The organism is Maribacter sp. 1_MG-2023, from assembly GCF_030547005.1.
Taxonomy (GTDB): Bacteria; Bacteroidota; Bacteroidia; order Flavobacteriales; family Flavobacteriaceae; genus Maribacter.
The window spans coordinates 137911-157827 of sequence record NZ_JAUOPN010000010.1; the positions used below are offsets into that span (position 1 = coordinate 137911).

Here is a 19917-nt window from a genome sequence, read left to right on the forward strand (position 1 = left end):
CATTATTATTTTGAATTTATATTTTTGCATGATGCCCTTATTTATAATGTTAAGAAATTAATGTCTGTAGCGGTTTCGTTATACGCTTTTAACTTATCTAAATAGCCCAATTTTATATCATAGGCACTTTCTAAACTTTGTATATATTGAAAGAAATCAATTTCACCATTTCTAAAACTGATGGTTGCGGTCTTCAATATTTCATCTGATAGCTCTGTACCTTCGTTCTCATAGTAATTCAGTGAATTTTGAATTTGAAGGATTTGCTGCTCTAAGATTTCTTGCTTCGATTTTATCTGGATTTTATATGCAACGGACTCAGCTACCGCTCTTTCTTTAGCAATTTTAGACGCCTTGATTCTAGAGGCATTACCACTGAATATTAGCGGAATTTTTAGGCCAAGTTGATAACCCAAAAGATTTTCGTTCAATTTTGAGTTTGTACCTTGAAAATAGGCTAAACTAATATCTGGTAATAGTTGCTGTTTTTCTAGTTTACGGGCTGCGGCAATTAGTTGCATATTATTCTCATAGTACACAGACTCAGGAGAAGCATCTACCTTTACATCTTTAATGTCAATTTTTAAATTCATTTCTTGAGAAATAACCAAACTATCCTTTACCTGAATTAATTGCAGTAAATTGGAATACGCAGCAAACTTTTCCTGTATAGCTTGCTGATAGTCCAGGTTGATTTTTCGTTGTTTAGAGGCTGCGGTTATTTTCTCTAAATAATTGGTTCCCCCTAGTTCAAACCTTCTAGCTGCTACCTTTGAAAAATTGGCATACAAACTATCTAGCCTTTTATAAACCCTAACTTTTTCTCTTGCAATTTGATAGTCGTAATAACCTCTGGTAACATCTCTAGTTAGTGCCTTACGCTGAATATCATATTCACTTTGCACCAAAGTAGTTTTCACCTTATTGACTTTCTTTTCCGAAAAATAGGCAGTCGGAAAACGAAAATCTTGCTGAACACCAAATACTTTTAACGGTACATCATTGATGGCAAGGTTATTCTCATCATATTCATAATACACATGGGTTTTATTGAACATAAGTGCGCTATTGATCAATGCTTCAGATTCATCAACTTTTAGTCGACCAGCTTTTAAACCCATGTTATTTTCTATAGCTAGAGGAATTAATTCATCAAGATTCTGACTATTTGATTCTTGTGCCGATACACCAATGGATATAAGCAATGCTATAAAAGCAATACCATTTTGTAAAGTTGTTTTTGGTATTGGCTTTCTTGAATTTTCATGTTTATCAAAAATGGAATACAACACCGGTAACACCACCAAGGTTAATATGGTTGCCGTAAACAACCCACCTATTACAACGCTTGCTAAAGGTCGTTGAACTTCTGCTCCTGCATTTGTAGAAATTGCCATGGGCAAGAAACCAAGTGCTGCAGCAGATGCTGTTAATAATACCGCTCGTAAACGGTCTTTTGTACCTTGCTTTATTAAATCGTCTAAACTCTCAAAAGAATACTTTTTTAACTCTTTAAAATGCTCTATCAAAACGATACCGTTTAATACTGCAATACCGAACAATGCTATGAAACCTACCCCTGCAGAAATACTGAACGGTAAGCCTCTCATCCATAATAACAATACTCCACCAACTGCTGCCAGCGGAATTGCCGAGTAAATCATTAGGGCTTCTTTTACCGACTTAAATGCGAAGTATAGCAATACAAAAATGAGTACAAGTGCTATAGGTACTGCCACTAATAACCGGTCTCGGGCACTTTGTAAATTTTCAAATTGACCACCATAGGTAATGGTATACCCTGCTGGTAATTTTACATTTTCATTAATTAATTTTTGAACATCATCTACAACCGATTGTAAATCTCGGTTACGAACATTCACTCCCACTACCGTTCGTCTCTTGGTATCATCTCTTGATATTTTTGCAGCACCTATTTTATACGTGATATCTGCCAGCTCGCTTAAAGGAATCTTTCCTCCATCGGGCAAATCAACATATAGGTTTTTAAGGTCATCTATATCTTGTCGTTTTGCTTTATCTAATCGCACGACTAAATCGAACCGCTTTTCTCCTTCAAAAACATTACCGGCAGTTTTACCGGCAAATCCCATAGAGACCAAATCGTTCAGTTCTCGAATATTTAATCCGAAGCGGGCAATTTTAGCGCGGTCATAATCAACACTCATTTCAGGTAATCCCGCTATTTTCTCTACGCTAATATCTGCAGCTCCTTCAACGTCTTTAATCAATGCTCCGATTTCATTTCCTTTTTTAGCTAATACATCTAAATCAGGACCGAATATCTTTATAGCAATATCTGCACGAACACCTGTAATTAGTTCATTAAAACGCATCTCTATGGGCTGAGTGAACTCTACTTCCATACCCGGAATAATGACTAATGCCTCTTTGAATTTATCTGCAAGCTCATCTTTAGATTTGGCACTTGTCCACTCCCCTTTCGGTGCCAACTTGATGATGACATCACTTTCTTCCATAGACATGGGATCGGTGGGTACTTCGGCAGCTCCAATTCTAGTGACTACCTGCTGAACCTCTGGGAAATTCTCGAGTAAAATCTTCTCAATCTCGGTAGTTATCTCTACGGTTTTACTTAATGAAGTTCCTGTTTTTAAAACCGGTTGAATAACAAAATCACCTTCATCTAAAGTGGGCACAAACTCCCCGCCCATGGTAGTGTATAAAATAGTAGCGCCTATAAGTAGTATCGCCGCAATTCCTAAAACCAATTTCTTGCTCTGCAAAGCCCAATTTATAATAGGTTCATACTTCTTATTCAACCATTTCATTAAACGAACAGATATGTTTTTATCTGACTCTTTTGACGGTTTTAAGAATATCGATGCAGCTACGGGTACATAAGTAAAACACAATATCATTGCACCAATTAATGCGAAACTAAAAGTCAATGCCATAGGCTTGAACATTTTACCTTCTACTCCGCTTAAAGATAGAATGGGAATAAAAACAATTAATATAATCAACTGCCCAAAAATGGCAGAATTCATCATTTTAGAAGCTCCGTTGAAAGTTATTTCATCTTTTAGCTGCTGCTGTTCTGTTTTGTGCAAACTATTAATCTCCTGTTGCTTTCTTGTGATTTCAAAGGCTATAAATTCTACAATAATTACGGCGCCATCTATAATAATACCGAAATCTATAGCACCTAAGCTCATTAAATTAGCATCGACACCAAATATGTACATGAGTGATAATGCGAATAACAAACACAAAGGAATTACAGATGCGACTACTAAACCTGACCTAAAATTACCCAGCAGTAATACCACTACAAAAATGACAATTAAACACCCTAGTATTAAATTCTCGCTTACCGTAAATGTAGTTTTTGCAATAAGCTCGCTTCTTTCTAAAAACGGATTAATATAAACGCCTTTTGGTAACGAAGTTGAAATTTCGGCCACGCGTTCTTTTACCGCTTCAATCACTTTTTTAGAGTTCGCATCTTTCAACATCATTACCTGGCCCAATACCTTCTCACCTTCGCCATTACCAGTAATAGCACCAAAACGAACTGCGCTACCGAAGTCAACGGTAGCGACATCTTTAATATAAATTGGTAATCCATCTTTAGTGCTAATTACAATATTTCGAATATCTTCAAGAGATGAAACCAACCCTTCTCCTCTAATAAAGAAAGCCTGATTCACCTTTTCGATATAACTGCCACCCGAAACACTATTGTTAGTTTCCAGCGCTTTAAAAACATCACTAGCAGTAATGTTCATGGCATTTAGTTTTTGGGTATTTATAGCAACTTCGTATTGTTTTAGAAATCCGCCCCAGGTGTTTACCTCAACCACACCGGGTATACCAGACAATTGGCGTTTTACTATCCAATCTTGTATGGTTCGCAGTTCGGTCTTGGTATATTCATTTTTGTATTCTGGTTCTACTTCTAAAACATATTGGTAGATTTCACCTAACCCTGTAGTTATCGGTCCCATTTGTGGCGTACCAAAACCGGCTGGAATTTTCTCTGAAGCCGAAGCTATTTTCTCTGCTATAAGTTGTCTCGGCAAATACGTACCTAAATCATCGTCAAAAACGATGGTGACCACAGACAAACCAAATTTAGATACCGAGCGAATTTCTTTGACTCCAGGTAAGTTTGCCATTTCAAGTTCTACGGGATATGTTATGAATTGCTCCATATCTTGCGTAGATAAATTACGTGATGTCGTAATTACCTGCACCTGATTATTGGTGACATCTGGCACTGCCCCAATAGGTATTTGTGAAAGTGCAAATAGCCCATACCCAATAATGAATACCGTAAACAAAAGAATAATGAGCTTATTCTTTAAACTGAAATTAATAATATGTGATAGCATCTTTTCATATAAATCAACGTGAATCGCTCAAATTCATAAACATGAATTTGAACTAAAAAATTAAAAAATCGATTGTATTATGAAATGCGGGGCGGCTGTAAAATGCCTTGTGAGTGTAATGAAGAAGATGGTGCTTGATAATAGAAATTTGCGTCTGTATAATCTGAAAATTCTACTTCGTTTAATTCTGATTTGTACGTGCTGAAAATGACATCGGCAACAGAAATATGCGATGCACCACTATGATTAAAAGGTAATTTTTCGTGATCTTTCTTTTCCTCTTGATGATCACGTTGATGGTCTGCCTTTAACTCACCATAATGCTTAGATAGAAAAACAATTACATTATCGCCATATTGCTCACTATGAAATTGAGCGTGCTCAATCAATTCATCTAACTGAACAATATCATCATAATGCACACCAAAGCTTTGCAGCATGATGAGCGATGATAACAATATGGAAAACAGTTTGTTCACGTTAGTAAAATTAATAAAATTATTAATTCATATTATTTAAATTCAGTTTAAACTAAATCGGATTTAGCTTTAAAACACTTCCATTTTATTAATCATCAGTTAAGTGATATACATCTCTAAGTACTGAAATAACCATACCCTCATCATACGTTTTTAAATCATACCTAATTTTAAGTTTTGTGCCTAATGGGGCATAATAATATACCCGCCAAGCATCGCCTTCACCAAGACCAATACAGCCATTTGAATATGCCTTGCCTAGTGTTTTAGGATTTGTAGTTGGATGAATCATCTGTCCATTTCTAATATTATTTATCTCAGTTTCGATCCATGGTATTTGAGGCATCATAGTGGTTTTACCATCATCTCTTCTGGTTACATAAAAACGTTTTCCATTTACCGGATTATAAAAATCTGGATGCTTTTCATGCCTTACTATCGTACCCTTGCCTGTTTTTGTTCTTAAATCTGTTACCCGATCGCCAAACTTTAAATACCGTTCTCGATACTGCCCCACTCTCACCGGAAATGTTTCTAATAAAACAGAATCTTGATATATACGTAATTTATATTCTGGTATATTAACGTCAATTTGGGTAGCTAAAAAATCTTCCAGTATTCTACAAGCTGTAATTGAATCTGGCAACATCAACTCGCTACCTTTTGGCAAAACAATCATTTGCTTTTGGTCATAAACAAAAGAATCACGCGCCATCACTCTATAATAATCTGTATTCGCCAAAGTATCAATAATCCACGGGTTATTACGTACCAATAAATGTTCAGATAGCGCATATGGCACTAGTGTATCATATTTGCTCACTACAGAATCCATGAATTGAAAATAGCTGGCAACCTTAATATTCTTCGAAATTTTTACGCTCTCAAACTTTTTTGCCACTTCTTTAGGGGGTATTAGTACTGCTGTACTATCTATCTGTAAAGCTCCAATATCTGTCTGTTTCTTAGACTGGCAAGAAATAAACATTACTGTGGTGAAAATGAATAAAACTATTTTTATACTATTGATTTTAAGCATGTGGTATTCTTATTTGATAATTCCTGAAAATTTAATATTGAGATTTTAGAGAGTGCTTTTAAGTAGTTCTAACTGACTTTTTCTCGCCAAACCACCACTTGGTTCGCATTGGTTTTTTAATAAGTTTAAATCTTTTGACGGCATGTTCTTTTAAATGTTCTTTCATTTCATCAACAGAATCGGTCAAGAACATTAAGTCCATATCCTTTTTAGATATACTTTCATTTTCTGCCATCGTTTGTATTTGATGATATAACTCTTTATGATATTCTTTTCCGAAAATGACTACCGGAAAATCTTGAATCATTTTTGTCTGTATTAAGGTGACTGCTTCAAAAAGCTCATCTAAGGTACCAATGCCACCAGGCAATACAACAAATGCGAAGGAGTACTTGAGTAGTAAAAATTTTCTAATAAAGAAATAGGGAATATTTATCCATTTATGTAAATACAGATTCGGTTTTTGCTCATGCGGCAGTATTATATTGCATCCTATTGAATATCCATTATTTAGGTAAGCTCCTTTATTTGCTGCCTCCATAATACCGGGTCCGCCACCTGTCATTACCGTAAAGCCCATTTCAGATAAAGCTTTACCTACTTCCTCTGCTTGTTTATAATATGGATTATCTTCTTTAAAACGGGCAGATCCAAATACGGTAACACACGGACCAATAAAATGTAGTTTTCTAAACGCCCTAATAAACTGATACTGTACCTTAAACGTAAACCACAATTCTTTAAACCGACTTCGTGGTCCGTCAAGAAAAGAACGTTCTTCACTTAAAAAGAAAGAATTAGTACTTGTTTTTGTTTCGTTCGGCATTTGGTAATCTGAATTTTTAATAGAACCAAATGTAGTTGTTACCGACAAAGGTGAAAATGACTTATCTCATGTTTATAATATGAGATAAGTCATTTTTAAGCATGAGTATCCTAGCTATTTTTGACACTTCAAATGCGATGCTTAAGCTTCTTGTATTATTAAAACCATAGAAACCATGACTTCAAATACAACTTTAGAATTATCAACTTTAACCTAAAGTGTCAGATTTTCACATTGTAAGCCCTAATCCGTAAAGAATCCTATAAATTTGTTAAACACTAATCCCTTTTACACGTGAGTAAAGCTATATATATTGTTACTACAGAACCCAATAGTGGAAAATCTATTGTCTCATTAGGTCTTATGCAACTACTTTTAGGTAGAACTGCCAAAGTAGGCTATTTCAGACCTATTATCGACGATGTGTGCAATGGTAAAACTGATAACCACATTGATACTGTTCTCAGCTACTTTAATGTTGATATGAAACCAGAAGAGGCTTATGCATATACGCGTAGCCAAGTGGTTCAATTAAAGAACCAGGACAAAGACGACGAAATTGTAGGGCATATTATACACAAGTATAAAACCATTGAAAATAAATTCGATTTTGTTTTAGTGGAAGGAACCGATTTTTCTGGAGAAGGTGCAATTATTGAGTGGGATATAAACGTGCTTATTGCTAAAAATTTAGGTATACCGGCTGTAATTCTCGCAAGCGGAAAGAATAAAACCTTAGATGAGTTAGTTGGCAACCTTTACATGGCTTACGACTCTTTTAAAGAGAAAGGTGTTGAGGTACTGCTTATTGTAGCCAACAAGGTACAACCAGAAAATATTACTATTGTTTCTAACGGATTAAAAGAAAAACTGCCTGATGATATTTTGGTAGGTACTATACCCGTAAATAATGTTTTAGGTAGCCCAACATTGAAAGAGATTGCTCTAGAGCTAGATGCTAAAGTTCTTTTTGGCGAAGATTATATAAACAACCAAGTCGGTAGTTTTAGCGTTGGCGCTATGCAGTTACGTAATTACCTGACGCATTTAAAAAGCGATAGTCTTGTTATAACACCTGGTGATCGTGCAGATATTATATTAGGAGCACTACAGGCGAATATATCAACAAATTACCCTAGTCTTTCTGGTATTGTTTTAACTGGTGGTCTTATTCCCGAAGATTCTATTATTAAGTTAATAGAAGGTCTTTCTGATATTATTCCTATTCTATCGGTTGCCAGAGGAACTTTCTATGTCACCAATAAAATAGGTACTATTAGACCACGTATTTACGCCGAAAACACTGAAAAAATACAAACATCTATTCAAGATTTCGAGAAGTATGTACCTACCGAAGAATTGGCTGAAAAGCTAATTACGTTTAAAGCGAAAGGTATAACCCCTAGAATGTTTCAATATAACCTTCTTCAAAAGGCTAAATCTTCGAAGAAGCATATCGTTTTACCCGAAGGTTTAGATGAACGTATTTTATTGGCGACCAAAAAACTGATCGATGCCGATGCTGTTTCTATTACTCTTTTAGGAAATAAGGAACAGATTATTTCTAAAATTAAAGAATTAGATATCGATTTAGACACCAATGATATCAATATTATAGATCCAACTGCATCTGACCGTTTTTTAGATTACGCCACTACCCTATTTGAATTGCGTAAACATAAAAATGTAAACTTGGCAATGGCCCAAGATTTAATGGAAGATGTATCATATTTTGGTACTATGATGGTACATAAAGGTCATGCCGACGGTATGGTATCGGGTGCTATACATACTACTCAACATACCATTAGACCAGCACTTCAGTTCATTAAAACAAAACCTGGCGTTTCTATAGTATCCTCTATATTTTTTATGTGCCTACCAAACAGGGTTACCGTTTTTGGAGATTGTGCCATAAACCCTAACCCTAATTCTGAGCAGTTATCTGAAATTGCTATTTCATCTGCTGCTACAAGTGCTGCCTTTGGTATTGAGCCAAAAATAGCCATGCTATCTTATTCATCAGGTGCTTCTGGTGTGGGTGAAGATGTTGACAGAGTTAGAAAAGCGACGGAAATTATTAAAGAAAAAAGACCCGATCTTAAAGTTGAAGGTCCTATTCAATATGACGCTGCGGTAGATGCTAAAGTCGGACTCAGTAAATTGCCGGATTCTGAAGTTGCAGGGCAAGCTAGCGTGTTTATATTTCCTGATTTAAATACCGGTAACAACACATACAAAGCTGTTCAACGTGAAACTGGTGCTTTGGCTATCGGACCAATGTTACAGGGTTTAAACAAACCTGTTAACGATTTAAGCCGTGGCTGTACCGTAGATGATATTTTTAATACCGTAATAATAACTGCTATTCAAGCAGAAGGATTTTAAACCAATTTTCATGAATATTTTAATTATCAATTCCGGCAGTTCTTCTATAAAATATCAACTTTTAGAAATGCCTTCCACCAAAGTTATTTGCGTTGGCTCCATAGAGCGTATTGGTAGTACAGATGCCATATCCAACTATAAAACCGATAACAATAAGGTTGAAAAAATTTATGAAATTGCAAACCATAAAGCCGGTCTAGAACGAATTACCTCACTCTTATTAGATGCTGAAATTGGTATACTAAAAAGTACCGAAGAAATTGATGCTATAGGGCATCGCGTTGTTCATGGCGGTAGCGATTATACAGAAACCACTTTAATTAACGAAGAGGTTAAGAGTAAGATTAAAATGCTCTCTAGTTTAGCTCCTTTACACAACCCTGCTAATTTGCAAGGTATCGTTATGGCAGAAGAAATCTTTACTACAGCAAAACAAGTGGTGGTTTTTGATACCGCCTTTCACGGTACTGTTCCTGTTAAAGCTAAAAAATATGCTATTCCTAATGAATTATATGAGAAAGACGGAATTCAAGCATACGGATTTCATGGTACTAGTCATAAATATGTTTCTGAAAAAGCAAATGAGTATCTGCATAAAGAAAACACAAAACTAATTTCTATTCACTTAGGCAACGGGTGTAGTATTACCGCAATTAAAGACGGAAAAAGTATTGACCATAGTATGGGCTTCGCTCCTTCGAACGGACTTATAATGGGTACCAGAAGTGGAGATATTGATCACTCTATCATTTATTATATGGTGAATACCTTAGGATATAGCTTAGATGATGTCAACGAATTACTAAACAAAAAAAGTGGTATGCTTGGTCTTACCAGCTCTAATGACCTACGTGATATTGAAGAGGAAGCTAGCAATGGTAATGCTAACTGTATTTTAGCTTTAGAAATGAATGCTTATCGTATCAAGAAATATATCGGAACATATACCGCGACAATGAACGGACTTGATGCCATTATATTTACTGCAGGTATTGGTGAAAATTCTAGCCTTATGCGTCAATTAGTTTGTAAGGATATGGAATATTTTAATTTTGAATTAGATGATTCAAAAAACGAACTAAGATCAAAAAATATTAGAGAAGTAAATACCCCAGAATCTAAGGTTAAAATTTTAGTCATCCCTACAAATGAAGAATTAGAAATTGCAAAGCAGGTCTATGAGTTACTTCACTAATTTTCAGTGAAATGTAATCGCAGTTTTGTTTTTCTATTTACGCTAGTATAATTTTTGCATATGATTTAAATCATATGTCAGGCATTTTTAAATGTTTAAATTTATATTGAAATATTAAATTCAATATTATGCAAAACGATAATGGAAATACTTTATTGGCGATATTAACTGGAGCTGCTATTGGTGCCGGAATTGGAATTTTATACGCACCTGATAAAGGAATTGAAACACGCCATAGAATCAAAAGAAAAGTTGAAGACACTAGTCATGATATAGCTGAAAGAGTTTCTCACGCAAAAGATGAGCTAACAAAAACTGCTAATGAACAAAAAGATGCTTTTGATAGAAAATTAGACGAGGCAATTTCAACGATGAGTTACAAGGCAGATGATATCATTGATAAGTTAGAACAAAAATTAGAAGAATTAAAAGCACAAAACGCTCAACTACATAAATAGCAACTATGGCTTTTGAAGAATTAAAAAATGACCTCATGGGGCTAAAAACCGAAATGGGGTCATATTTAGAACATAGTGACGAATACTATAGACTTAAAATTTTCAAAGTCTTGTCAAAAAATGCTACCGGCATATTAAAGCTTTTTTTAATAGGTATCAGTAGTCTGTTTGCATTATTATTTCTTTCATTCGCAGCCTGTTTATGGTTGTCTGAACTAATGAATAGTTACTTCATTGGTTTTATTATCGTAGCTGGGTTTTATATTCTGATAGCAGTTATGCTCTATATATTTAGAGAGCAACTAAACAAACCTGTACTTAAAAAATTATCTAAATATTATTTTGACTGATTATGAGCACGCAATACCATTCTTTTGAAGAAATAGATGAACGCTTGAAAGTTCTTAATCTTCAACGTCTAATCGCCCAAGAAAGCATTAAGTTACAATTTAATAGCGCTAAAACAGATTTAGTACCACATCAACTAAGACAGGGATTAGGAGCTACTTTTAGTCAAAAAGGGACTATTAAAAGCTTAATAATCACTTTCCTTTCTGGTAAACTACTTGATTTTATAAAGAGTAAACGTAAATCTAGAAATAGAGACCGTTCTTAAAGTTTGTTTAAAGCTCACATAGCAGTTTATTGGTAGGAGTTGTCTTGTTTTAATTATTCAATTTAACTACCTACGGGTATAATCTCTTTATATCTACATGTTCGTAAAGTAAACCATTTTGCCATAAAAAAAATCTGGTACTTTAAACAATCATTATTTGCTTGCTAAAACACCAGATTTAAATCTTAATACTATTCTAGTTCATAAAAGACTTAAGCCTCACAACTAGCACAATCTTTCTTTTGCTTGAATTTTTGTGCAGCGTTCATACTATGTTGGTAGTATAATGACTTCAAACCTAATTTCCATGCAGTTACGTGAATCTTATTGATTTCTTTAACTGGCATATCTGGGTGAACAATAATATTTACCGACTGACCTTGGTCAATATGATTTTGTCTGTTCGCTGCCTGATAGATAATATCCATCTGGTCAATTTCAGAATATGTTTTAAATACGTCTTTCTCTAAGTCTGAAAGGAAGTCTAAATGCTGTACAGATCCGTCAAAATCACGAATACTGTGCCATACAGCTGTTGTATTCATTCCTTTTTCCTCTAAAAGCTCAACTAAGAAAGGATTTCTAATCGTAGTTTTCACCTTAGCGATATCTTTCACATAAGTATTAGACCATATTGGCTCAATACCTTGAGATACTTGACCTAAAATAAACGCAGAAGATGTTGTTGGTGCAATTGCATTCAACGTTGCATTTCTTCTACCATAACCTTTCAATACTGCAGGCTCACCAAATTTATCGGCTAACTCTTCTGAAGCACTGTATGACTTTTCTTTAATAGTTTTGAATATTTCACTATTCAAGTTGTATGCTTCTTGACTGTTAAAAGGCAACATTTTTGATTGTAGTAATGAATGCCATCCTAAAACACCTAAACCTAAAGCACGGTTGTCTTTTGCGAAGTTATAAGCACGCTCCATAAACATGAACGTTTGACGATCTTCGCGACTTTCAGAATCACGGTATGCTTCTAATTTTTCACAGAACTCAGTAATAACAGCATCTAAAAAGAATACCATTGTTTCAACAGCATCGGTATCTTTCCATTTATCATAATGAAGAACATTAACAGAAGATAATACACATACAAACGACCATTCGTCACTTGATGGTAACATGATTTCTGTACAAAGGTTACTTGCATGAATTTTGTGTCCTTTTTCTTTATACACATCAGAAGCACCGTTGTTGGCATTGTCTTTAAAGAAGATATATGGGTACCCCATTTCACCTCTTCTTTGTAATACTTTTGCCCAAATAGAACGTTTTTCATTATCGCCATCTACCATTTCTTGCATCCACTCGTTGGTAACGGTAACACCATGAGTTAATTCTTGAATAGGGTTACCTTCGGTACCTATTTCTAAGAATTCTTTAATATCTGCATGCTCAACAGGTAAATACGGAGAAAAACGACCACGACGAACAGAACCTTGGCTTACTACATCTACCATAGATTCGAAAAGTTGCATAATATGTACCGCTCCTGAAGCTTTACCATTATTCTTAACGTCTGCTCCTCTATGTCTAATGTTACCAAAGTAACCAGATGTACCACCACCTAATTTAGACATCATACCTACTTCTGACTGGGTATACAAAATGTTACCCATGTCATCAGATATATTAGATCCAAAACAACTAATTGGCAATCCTCTTTCTTTCCCGAAATTAGACCAAACTGGCGATGCTAATGAGTAAAAACCTTCGCTCATGTAACCGTAGAACTTGTCTGAAAAACCAGGCATGCCCAATATTTTCTCAGCTCTATCTGCAATTTCACGAATACGTGTTTCTGCTGATACTCCCGGAGTTAAATAGCCAGAACCTAAAAAGTTACGGCTATCTTCATTTAACCACTTAAAACCTTCTTCTTTGTCTTTCTTTAAGCTATCAAGGGCTTCTTTTCTAGCTTGTACAAGTTCATCTGAACCATTCAATTTTACTTCTTCTTGAATGCTAGTCTCTAAATTAATTTTTGAATCGTTCATTTAAAATAAGTCGTCACTGGTTATACTTTGTGTTCTTTTGCTATAGTTGATAGAGCGTTTTACGAAGAAATCGCCGTGTTTGGTTCCGATAATTTCATCATCGAACCATTCTGTTTGCGATAGTAACTCTTCGTCAACGTCGAATATTTTTTCGATTCCAATACTTTCGATAGAATCGTTAAATCTCTTTTTAATGAATTCTTTTACTAGTTTCTTAGGTAAGAAATCAATTTCACCGGCTTCAAAAATCCAATCTATAATATCACTTTCCGATAAGAATGCCTCTTTACACATTTCTTGTACAGTACTGTGAAATTCTTTATTGAACCATGTAGGATTTTCGTCTTTAATAATATTTATAATATCGATACCAAAATCGCCATGAATCTGCTCTTCTTTAGAAGTAGCCTCCACAACATTAGAGATACCTTTAAACATATTCTTATGCTTGTTAAAAGCCATGATAATCAGAAACTGAGAAAACAAAGACACATGTTCTATAAATAAAGAGAACAATAAAACCGACTCTGCATATTCTTGATTATCCTCACTCTTAGAATTTTTAAGAGCCGTCTCTAAATAATGAACTCTCTTCATTATTACAGGTTTCTTCTTCAAGTTTTTAAACTCTTCGTTTAAACCTAATATTTCTAATAAGTGTGAATATGCATCATGATGTCTTACTTCACTTTCTGCAAAAGTTGCACCTACAGAACCTATTTCTGGTTTTGGCATCTTGTGATAGATATCTCCCCAAAAACTTTTAACAGCAACCTCTATTTGAGAAATTGCCAACATGGTATTCTTTATTGCATTTCTCTCAATATCGGTCAACCCAGTTTTAAAATCCTGAATATCACTTGTAAAGTTAAATTCCGTATGGATCCAATATGAATGTCTTATTGCTGATACATAATCATACAATGCAGGGTATTCATATGGCTTAAGATTTACACGTTTTTCGAAGACATTAGACTTTCTTCTTTGCGCTTGTTCATTTCTGTAAAGAATGTACCCCTTAGCTACATCGAAGTAACCGCCTTCCATTAATTTATTCTCAACGAAATCTTGTACCTCCTCTACTGTAGGAATATAATTGGCATCAGCTTGCTTTCTTTCTAATAGTGCTAAATGAACATTATTAGAGATAATTTCAGCTTCACTGGGTCCACCATGTTCAACAGCTGTCATAGCCTTTAAAATGGCATTTGTTATCTTGTGCAAATGAAAGGGTTTTGTTGCAAAATCCCTTTTAATGACTTCTGTGATTTTCATGTTAATATAAAGTTAATGATCTGGTTAATAAGAGAGATGTAAAGGTCGAAAATTAATCACCTTAATTTTACATATACCCCTTTAAGCTTTTAACAGGGTTATCAACAATTTCATTTTCAGATCAAAACAACCTGTTAAAAACCCCTTTAGAATAAACCTATAACTAACTAAAAAACAAGTATTTAAAATAAATTATATGAATACAGAAGTGAAATACCCTTAAAGAAATACTTCAGCTAAAACTTTTGTAAAATATTTTTTACGAAGTTTCTCATAGGTAAATTATAAAAATAATATACTATCAACCTTGAGGTATTTTTTCTATTTAATTTTATGTATCGCTAAGTAGTTTTTCTTCAATTATTTAGCAAAATTGACATCAACCTCAACATTATGTTTTTTACTTAAACAACAACTTTAGCTACTGTGACAGATACGCCTTTTTCCGGATGATTCTACCTTTTGCTCCTCCAAAAATTTCTGATTGCACTTCTAAATTAATTATGCTGTTTTTTGTAAGAATGTTCAAAATATAAAAATCTTGTGAAGGAGTTTTGCCTAGCCAAACCTTTTCACTTTTAGCACTTACATAGTACAAATTATGATGTATTTTTTCAGAATTAGAAGTAAAACGAACATATACTTCAGTCCATTTTAGTGAGAAAAAGTTTGAACTTTAAATGTAGATGTTGATAGCTTTGTTTCTTTTGTAGATATCAGCGATAATTCACTATTAGATAACTGGCAATATACTTCTAACCAAATGTGTCCTTTTGTTTTTACGACTACTTTAAATTTTATATTTTAATCTAAAGGAATATCAGCATCGTCATTTCCTTCAAATAATAAACTACTACCAGTATAACTATCATCAAAATTAATTGAAGCTTTTACTTTGATTGTGTATTCTTAAAATTGCCATGATGATAGTATATACTGTAAACTAAGGTTATGCCATTCATTTTGTAAACAGAATCAGAAAATAAATCCATTTAATATTTAATACTTTTGAAAAAGGAAACAGCATATATGACCATTGAAGATTTAGTTGGAGAATATAATATCTTAGGAAGCAACCAAGATGCCGAACAACATTCTTACAAAGGAAAACTGATTTTGTCTTTAGATGATAATACCAGAATAACTGCCAATTGGAGTATTGGAACCAACCAAGAACAAACTGGTACCGGGTTCTTCAAGAATAATATTCTGGTTATAAACTTTAGTTATGAAGGCGAAGACCTTAATATTTACAAAGGTGTTGCTGTTTACCAGTGCCTCAGTAAAGATGTTCTAGACGGATTTTGGTCTGAAAAGCATGGAAATCCGCTTTTCTTAGGAGAAGAGCGTTGTTTTAGAATTAAAACGAACGCTGTACCATTAAATTAAGATTACATAGCAAACATGATATGGCAAGCTATAAATCCTACCACTGCCAAAATAATACCTACTAAGAAAACATGAAAAGAAGTTCTAAGAAGTTTAAACTTTCTATCAATTGTCTTCCCTAAGTGAAACGTATCTCTTGCAATGGTCTTATAAAGTTCGTCTCCTTTGTACATTAGACCTGTAAGCTCTTCTGTGTACTCTTCTTCATTCATAGTATTAAAATTACCATAGAACAAAAGGTTATTGGTACTCCTATCTCCATGCGTAAGTTCTGGTCTAGTAGCAAATACTGCATATGCAATAGATATAAGATTAGTACCAAGCATTATAATTGCCGGATATATAAGATGTGGATCTTTATCTAACTGACTTAATACGGTTCCCAGGATTATAGATAGAATAAGTGCGTTGATGGAAATAAGAATGTTCGATTTTCTATCGATCATCGCATTCAAAGTATACTGATTTTTAGATACCAAACGAAACAAAGTTTCTGCACCACGTTCTGAACGAGGTTCAACTTTTGAAAGTTTCTTCTTCAGTTCTTTTAGTTTCTCTTTATCAATACCCAATTCGGCAATCAATTGTTTATCAATCGCTTTTCCCTGCTTTTTTATTACTTTTTCTGATTCGTCCATCATTAAATAATTTTACTCGCTATATATTTTCTTTGCTACTTTACCAACACTTAATCCTTGCACAAGTACCGACACCATTACAACAACATAGGTTATGTATAATATAATTTCTGCAGAAAGGTCTTCTGATAAACTAAGTGCCAGCGCTATTGATATACCACCGCGCAAGCCTCCCCAAGTTAAAATTACTACTGTTTTTATAGGTTTACTTTCTTCATGTTTAAGTAGGCTATACGGTAATAATACCGATATAAAACGAGCCAAAAGTACCACCAATACAGACAAAAAGCCTAATGTAAGATATAACGAATCAAATTTAAGAAGATGTATTGACAACCCTATTAGAACAAATAGAATAGCATTGAACACGTCATCTAGAACTTCCCAAATCTCATTCAGCATTTTCCGGGTCATTCCTTTATTTGATGCTATATTAATTTTATTTCCGATGACCATTCCTGATACCACCATAGCTAAAGGTCCAGATACATGAAGTAACGAAGCTATTGCATAACCGCCTATGACAATGGCTAAACTTATTAAAACCGCTAATTGCGGATTTTCATTAATAGATTTAATAACTCTATATCCTATATAACCTAAAATCAAACCGTAGACAATTCCACCAACGGCTTCCATTAAAAATAGCTCGCCAATTGCACTACTTACGGATTCATTGCTATTTTCATCTAAGCGTGCTACAATCAACAAACCAGAAAATACTACAACACCAATACCATCATTAAACAATGATTCGCCTTCAATTTTTACTCCCAAACTTTTCTGAATATTTGCCTTTTTCAAAATTGACATTACCGCTATGGGGTCTGTTGGCGAAATTAATGCTCCAAAAAGCAAAGCATGTATAAGAGGTAATTCTATACTTAAAGATTGAGCAAGATAATAGGTTAAAAACCCGACAATAGTGGTAGAAATAAGCACCCCGAACGTTGCAAACAATAGTATGGATTTCCGTACTTTTTTTAGGTCATCTATATTAACATGTAAAGATCCAGCAAAAAGCAAGAAACTCAACATACCGTCCATTAACAGACTTCTAAAATCTGTATTGATTACCACATCGCAGAAGTAAAGATAAAATGCAGGAAATATATTTTGAGTCAATGTAATTAAAATGACCGTTGACAAAGCTAAAATCATTAACCCAATGGTTGATGGCAACTTTAACCACTTATAGTTAACGTAACTAAAAAAGGCGGCAATTAAGAATATGATACTAAATGATTGAAACATGTTTTCTTATTTAAATCAAACTAGCGTCAGTGATTATTTCCAGTAATGCCGGACCATCATGTGCTTTTAGTTTTTCTAAAGCAGATATTAATTCTTCTATTTTGGTAACTCTAATACCAAGTGCCCCACAATTCTCAGCATATTTTGAAAAATTAGCATTGTGTAAAGAAGTTTTCCAAACATTCAATTCAGCCGCTTTTTGTTCCTTTGAAATTTTACCGATTTCCGAGTTGTTTAAAAGCACATGCTTAATGTTCATATTGTATTTCACCAAAGTCATCATCTCACCTAAATACTGACCAAAGCCACCATCACCTGAGACCGACCAAATAGGTCTTTCGTTGCCTTGAGCAGCCCAAGCGCCCATTGCTGCAGGTAATGCAAAACCTATAGAACCCAAGTAACCCGACATCAATACAGATTGATTTTTCGGCTCAAAATAACGACCAAAAGAATAGGTGTTGTTACCAACATCTACGGCAATAACCGCATTGTCTGGCACTACTTTGTTCATTGCATCAAATACTGCAATTGAACTTAGACCAACCGTACTTTCATCTTGTAACCTACTTGCTTTTTCTTCTTGCCATATCTCCCATCGTTTTGCAATTTCTGGGCGTCTATCTACCGTATTTATTTTTCCTTCGGTTTGTTCTTCAATAATGGTCAAGGTTTCAGAAATCTCTCCCCATAGGGCAGCATCAACTTTATGAAATTTACTTAAAGCTGCTGGGTCATAATCTACCTGTATAATAGGTTTTTTAGGCGTAATACCTGTATGATTAGAAAACGATGCTCCAAAAACAATCAATAAATCACTCTCGTTCATAAACCATGAAGCTATGGGCGTTCCGCTTCTTCCTAGTACTCCACAACCTAATTCATGATGGTCAGAAATTTGTCCTTTTCCTTTAAAGGTGGTGATTACCGGACAGTTTAATTTTTCTGCAAATGCGATTATAGCATCCATTTGAAAACGAGCGCCATGCCCTACGATTATTGCAGGTCGTTCTGAATCTGTAATCATACCTACTGCTTTCGCTACCATTTGTCTTGGTGGTGAAATATTAAAAGGTGTAATTCTATCTTCTGGAGTCTGTGCCTCTTCGTTCTCTGGCTTTGGCATAAACGCAACCTCATCTGGGAAAGTAATATGAGATACATCTCTATTTATCAATGCGCTTTTAATAGCCAAGCTCATTAACTCACTATGCTTAGAGTTTTGTTGTACACTATGGTTAAAATTGGCTACGGTTTGAAAAGCACCTACCAAATCTACCTCTTGAAAAGCACCTGTTCCCAGTACTTGTGTATTTACCTGACCAGAAATAGCCAGCATTGGTGAACGGTCTACTTTAGCATCCCACATACCTGTGAACATATTGGTAGAACCCGGACCTGCAATACCAAAGCAAACTGCGGGTTTCCCCATTAGTTTACCATAAGCAGATGCCGCAAATGCTGCAGCGCCTTCATGACGTATTCCGAAAAACCTGAAATTTCCTTTTTCTTCTTGACGCATCATGGCATCGGCAACCCCTAGGTTTGAGTGACCAACCATACCAAAACCGGTATCAACGCCCCAATTTATCATGGTTTCTATCATCACATCAGAAATAGTTTCTGCGTGCTTCTCTTCCTCTTCAATACCCACAAAAATTTCATCGTCCTCTTCTTTTGTTGGAAAAGTTTCTATACCATCATCAAAACCACCTGGCGGCACACCGGTACAAGGGTCAAAATCCCAACCGTGCCACGGGCAACGTAACAATCCGTTTTCAATAGAACCTTCGCCTAAAGGACCGCCTTGATGTGGACACTTATTATCTAGAGCAGAAAATTTGCCTTTAAAATGTGTTAAACAAATACCTTTATGAGCAGCAGTAACGGTCATTACACGACCTTCTGCCAATCTCTTTTTATTATCTAACACTTTATGCCACACTACTTTCTTTTCCATGGGGTCGGGTTT

At 34.8% G+C, this 19917-nt stretch carries 15 protein-coding genes; 6 read left to right on the top strand and 9 right to left on the bottom strand.

The window, feature by feature from the left end; translation table 11 throughout:
- Nucleotides 1-41: 41 nt before the first annotated feature.
- The 4 genes from Q4500_RS12645 to Q4500_RS12660 form a co-directional block, all read right to left on the bottom strand.
- Nucleotides 42-4379: a CusA/CzcA family heavy metal efflux RND transporter gene (locus Q4500_RS12645; protein WP_303600009.1), complete on the bottom strand. Its 4338-nt coding sequence runs from the start codon at nucleotides 4377-4379 to the stop codon at nucleotides 42-44.
- A gap of 77 nt (nucleotides 4380-4456) precedes the next feature.
- A complete protein-coding gene (locus Q4500_RS12650; protein ID WP_303600010.1) occupies nucleotides 4457-4819 on the bottom strand; it encodes a hypothetical protein in 363 nt (120 codons plus the stop codon).
- 127 nt (nucleotides 4820-4946) lie between these two features.
- The gene (locus Q4500_RS12655) at nucleotides 4947-5897 is read right to left on the bottom strand and encodes a L,D-transpeptidase (RefSeq protein ID WP_303600011.1); all 951 of its coding nucleotides are present in this window, start codon (nucleotides 5895-5897) and stop codon (nucleotides 4947-4949) included.
- Between the two features lie 58 nt (nucleotides 5898-5955).
- Nucleotides 5956-6723, bottom strand: coding sequence for a TIGR00730 family Rossman fold protein (locus Q4500_RS12660; RefSeq protein ID WP_303600012.1), 768 nt, complete (start codon nucleotides 6721-6723; stop codon nucleotides 5956-5958).
- 294 nt (nucleotides 6724-7017) lie between these two features.
- Between Q4500_RS12660 and pta the strand changes: the two genes are divergently transcribed.
- From pta to Q4500_RS12685, 5 genes are all read left to right on the top strand, one after another.
- Entirely contained in the window at nucleotides 7018-9111 is a 2094-nt protein-coding gene (gene pta, locus Q4500_RS12665) for a phosphate acetyltransferase (RefSeq protein ID WP_303600013.1), read from the top strand.
- 10 nt (nucleotides 9112-9121) lie between these two features.
- Nucleotides 9122-10306 carry an acetate/propionate family kinase gene (locus tag Q4500_RS12670; RefSeq protein WP_303600014.1) on the top strand — a complete coding sequence of 395 codons (1185 nt, stop codon included), beginning with the start codon at nucleotides 9122-9124 and terminating at the stop codon, nucleotides 10304-10306.
- A gap of 128 nt (nucleotides 10307-10434) precedes the next feature.
- Nucleotides 10435-10764, top strand: coding sequence for a YtxH domain-containing protein (locus Q4500_RS12675; RefSeq protein WP_282050528.1), 330 nt, complete (start codon nucleotides 10435-10437; stop codon nucleotides 10762-10764).
- A 5-nt stretch (nucleotides 10765-10769) separates the two neighbouring features.
- Entirely contained in the window at nucleotides 10770-11114 is a 345-nt protein-coding gene (locus tag Q4500_RS12680; RefSeq protein ID WP_303600015.1) for a phage holin family protein, read from the top strand.
- A 2-nt stretch (nucleotides 11115-11116) separates the two neighbouring features.
- The gene (locus Q4500_RS12685; RefSeq protein ID WP_303600016.1) at nucleotides 11117-11380 is read left to right on the top strand and encodes a hypothetical protein; all 264 of its coding nucleotides are present in this window, start codon (nucleotides 11117-11119) and stop codon (nucleotides 11378-11380) included.
- Nucleotides 11381-11592: 212 nt separating this feature from the next.
- Here the strand turns inward: Q4500_RS12685 and Q4500_RS12690 are convergent, their stop codons facing one another.
- Nucleotides 11593-13389, bottom strand: a complete 1797-nt coding sequence (locus Q4500_RS12690; protein WP_303600017.1) for a ribonucleoside-diphosphate reductase subunit alpha — start codon at nucleotides 13387-13389, stop codon at nucleotides 11593-11595.
- A complete protein-coding gene (locus Q4500_RS12695) occupies nucleotides 13390-14664 on the bottom strand; it encodes a ribonucleotide-diphosphate reductase subunit beta (protein ID WP_303600018.1) in 1275 nt (424 codons plus the stop codon).
- A 1029-nt stretch (nucleotides 14665-15693) separates the two neighbouring features.
- Here Q4500_RS12695 and Q4500_RS12700 point away from each other — a divergent pair.
- On the top strand, nucleotides 15694-16053 hold the full coding sequence (locus tag Q4500_RS12700; RefSeq protein ID WP_303600034.1) for a hypothetical protein: 360 nt from the start codon (nucleotides 15694-15696) through the stop codon (nucleotides 16051-16053).
- A gap of 2 nt (nucleotides 16054-16055) precedes the next feature.
- On the opposite strand, the gene Q4500_RS12705 is transcribed toward Q4500_RS12700, so the two are convergent.
- From Q4500_RS12705 to Q4500_RS12715, 3 genes are read right to left on the bottom strand one after another with little or no spacing between them, the layout of a single operon-like run.
- Nucleotides 16056-16694 carry a Pycsar system effector family protein gene (locus Q4500_RS12705; RefSeq protein ID WP_303600019.1) on the bottom strand — a complete coding sequence of 213 codons (639 nt, stop codon included), beginning with the start codon at nucleotides 16692-16694 and terminating at the stop codon, nucleotides 16056-16058.
- Nucleotides 16695-16703: 9 nt separating this feature from the next.
- Entirely contained in the window at nucleotides 16704-17945 is a 1242-nt protein-coding gene (locus Q4500_RS12710) for a sodium:proton antiporter (protein ID WP_303600020.1), read from the bottom strand.
- Nucleotides 17946-17955: 10 nt separating this feature from the next.
- A complete protein-coding gene (locus Q4500_RS12715; RefSeq protein ID WP_303600021.1) occupies nucleotides 17956-19905 on the bottom strand; it encodes a thiamine pyrophosphate-dependent enzyme in 1950 nt (649 codons plus the stop codon).
- Between the last annotated feature and the right edge of the window lie 12 nt (nucleotides 19906-19917).

Excerpts from the sequence above, each read along its gene's own strand:
- Q4500_RS12650 (WP_303600010.1), bottom strand. The coding sequence starts at position 4,819 with ATGCTGCAAAGCTTTGGTGTGCATTATGATGATATTGTTCAGTTAGAT.
- Q4500_RS12690 (WP_303600017.1), bottom strand. The coding sequence starts at position 13,389 with ATGAACGATTCAAAAATTAATTTAGAGACTAGCATTCAAGAAGAAGTA.
- Q4500_RS12670 (WP_303600014.1), top strand. The coding sequence starts at position 9,122 with ATGAATATTTTAATTATCAATTCCGGCAGTTCTTCTATAAAATATCAA.
- Q4500_RS12700 (WP_303600034.1), top strand. The coding sequence starts at position 15,694 with ATGACCATTGAAGATTTAGTTGGAGAATATAATATCTTAGGAAGCAAC.
- Q4500_RS12660 (WP_303600012.1), bottom strand. The coding sequence starts at position 6,723 with ATGCCGAACGAAACAAAAACAAGTACTAATTCTTTCTTTTTAAGTGAA.
- Q4500_RS12695 (WP_303600018.1), bottom strand. The coding sequence starts at position 14,664 with ATGAAAATCACAGAAGTCATTAAAAGGGATTTTGCAACAAAACCCTTT.
- Q4500_RS12710 (WP_303600020.1), bottom strand. The coding sequence starts at position 17,945 with ATGTTTCAATCATTTAGTATCATATTCTTAATTGCCGCCTTTTTTAGT.
- Q4500_RS12680 (WP_303600015.1), top strand. The coding sequence starts at position 10,770 with ATGGCTTTTGAAGAATTAAAAAATGACCTCATGGGGCTAAAAACCGAA.
- Q4500_RS12685 (WP_303600016.1), top strand. The coding sequence starts at position 11,117 with ATGAGCACGCAATACCATTCTTTTGAAGAAATAGATGAACGCTTGAAA.
- Q4500_RS12715 (WP_303600021.1), bottom strand. The coding sequence starts at position 19,905 with ATGGAAAAGAAAGTAGTGTGGCATAAAGTGTTAGATAATAAAAAGAGA.
- Q4500_RS12645 (WP_303600009.1), bottom strand. The coding sequence starts at position 4,379 with ATGCTATCACATATTATTAATTTCAGTTTAAAGAATAAGCTCATTATT.
- Q4500_RS12655 (WP_303600011.1), bottom strand. The coding sequence starts at position 5,897 with ATGCTTAAAATCAATAGTATAAAAATAGTTTTATTCATTTTCACCACA.
- Q4500_RS12675 (WP_282050528.1), top strand. The coding sequence starts at position 10,435 with ATGCAAAACGATAATGGAAATACTTTATTGGCGATATTAACTGGAGCT.
- Q4500_RS12705 (WP_303600019.1), bottom strand. The coding sequence starts at position 16,694 with ATGATGGACGAATCAGAAAAAGTAATAAAAAAGCAGGGAAAAGCGATT.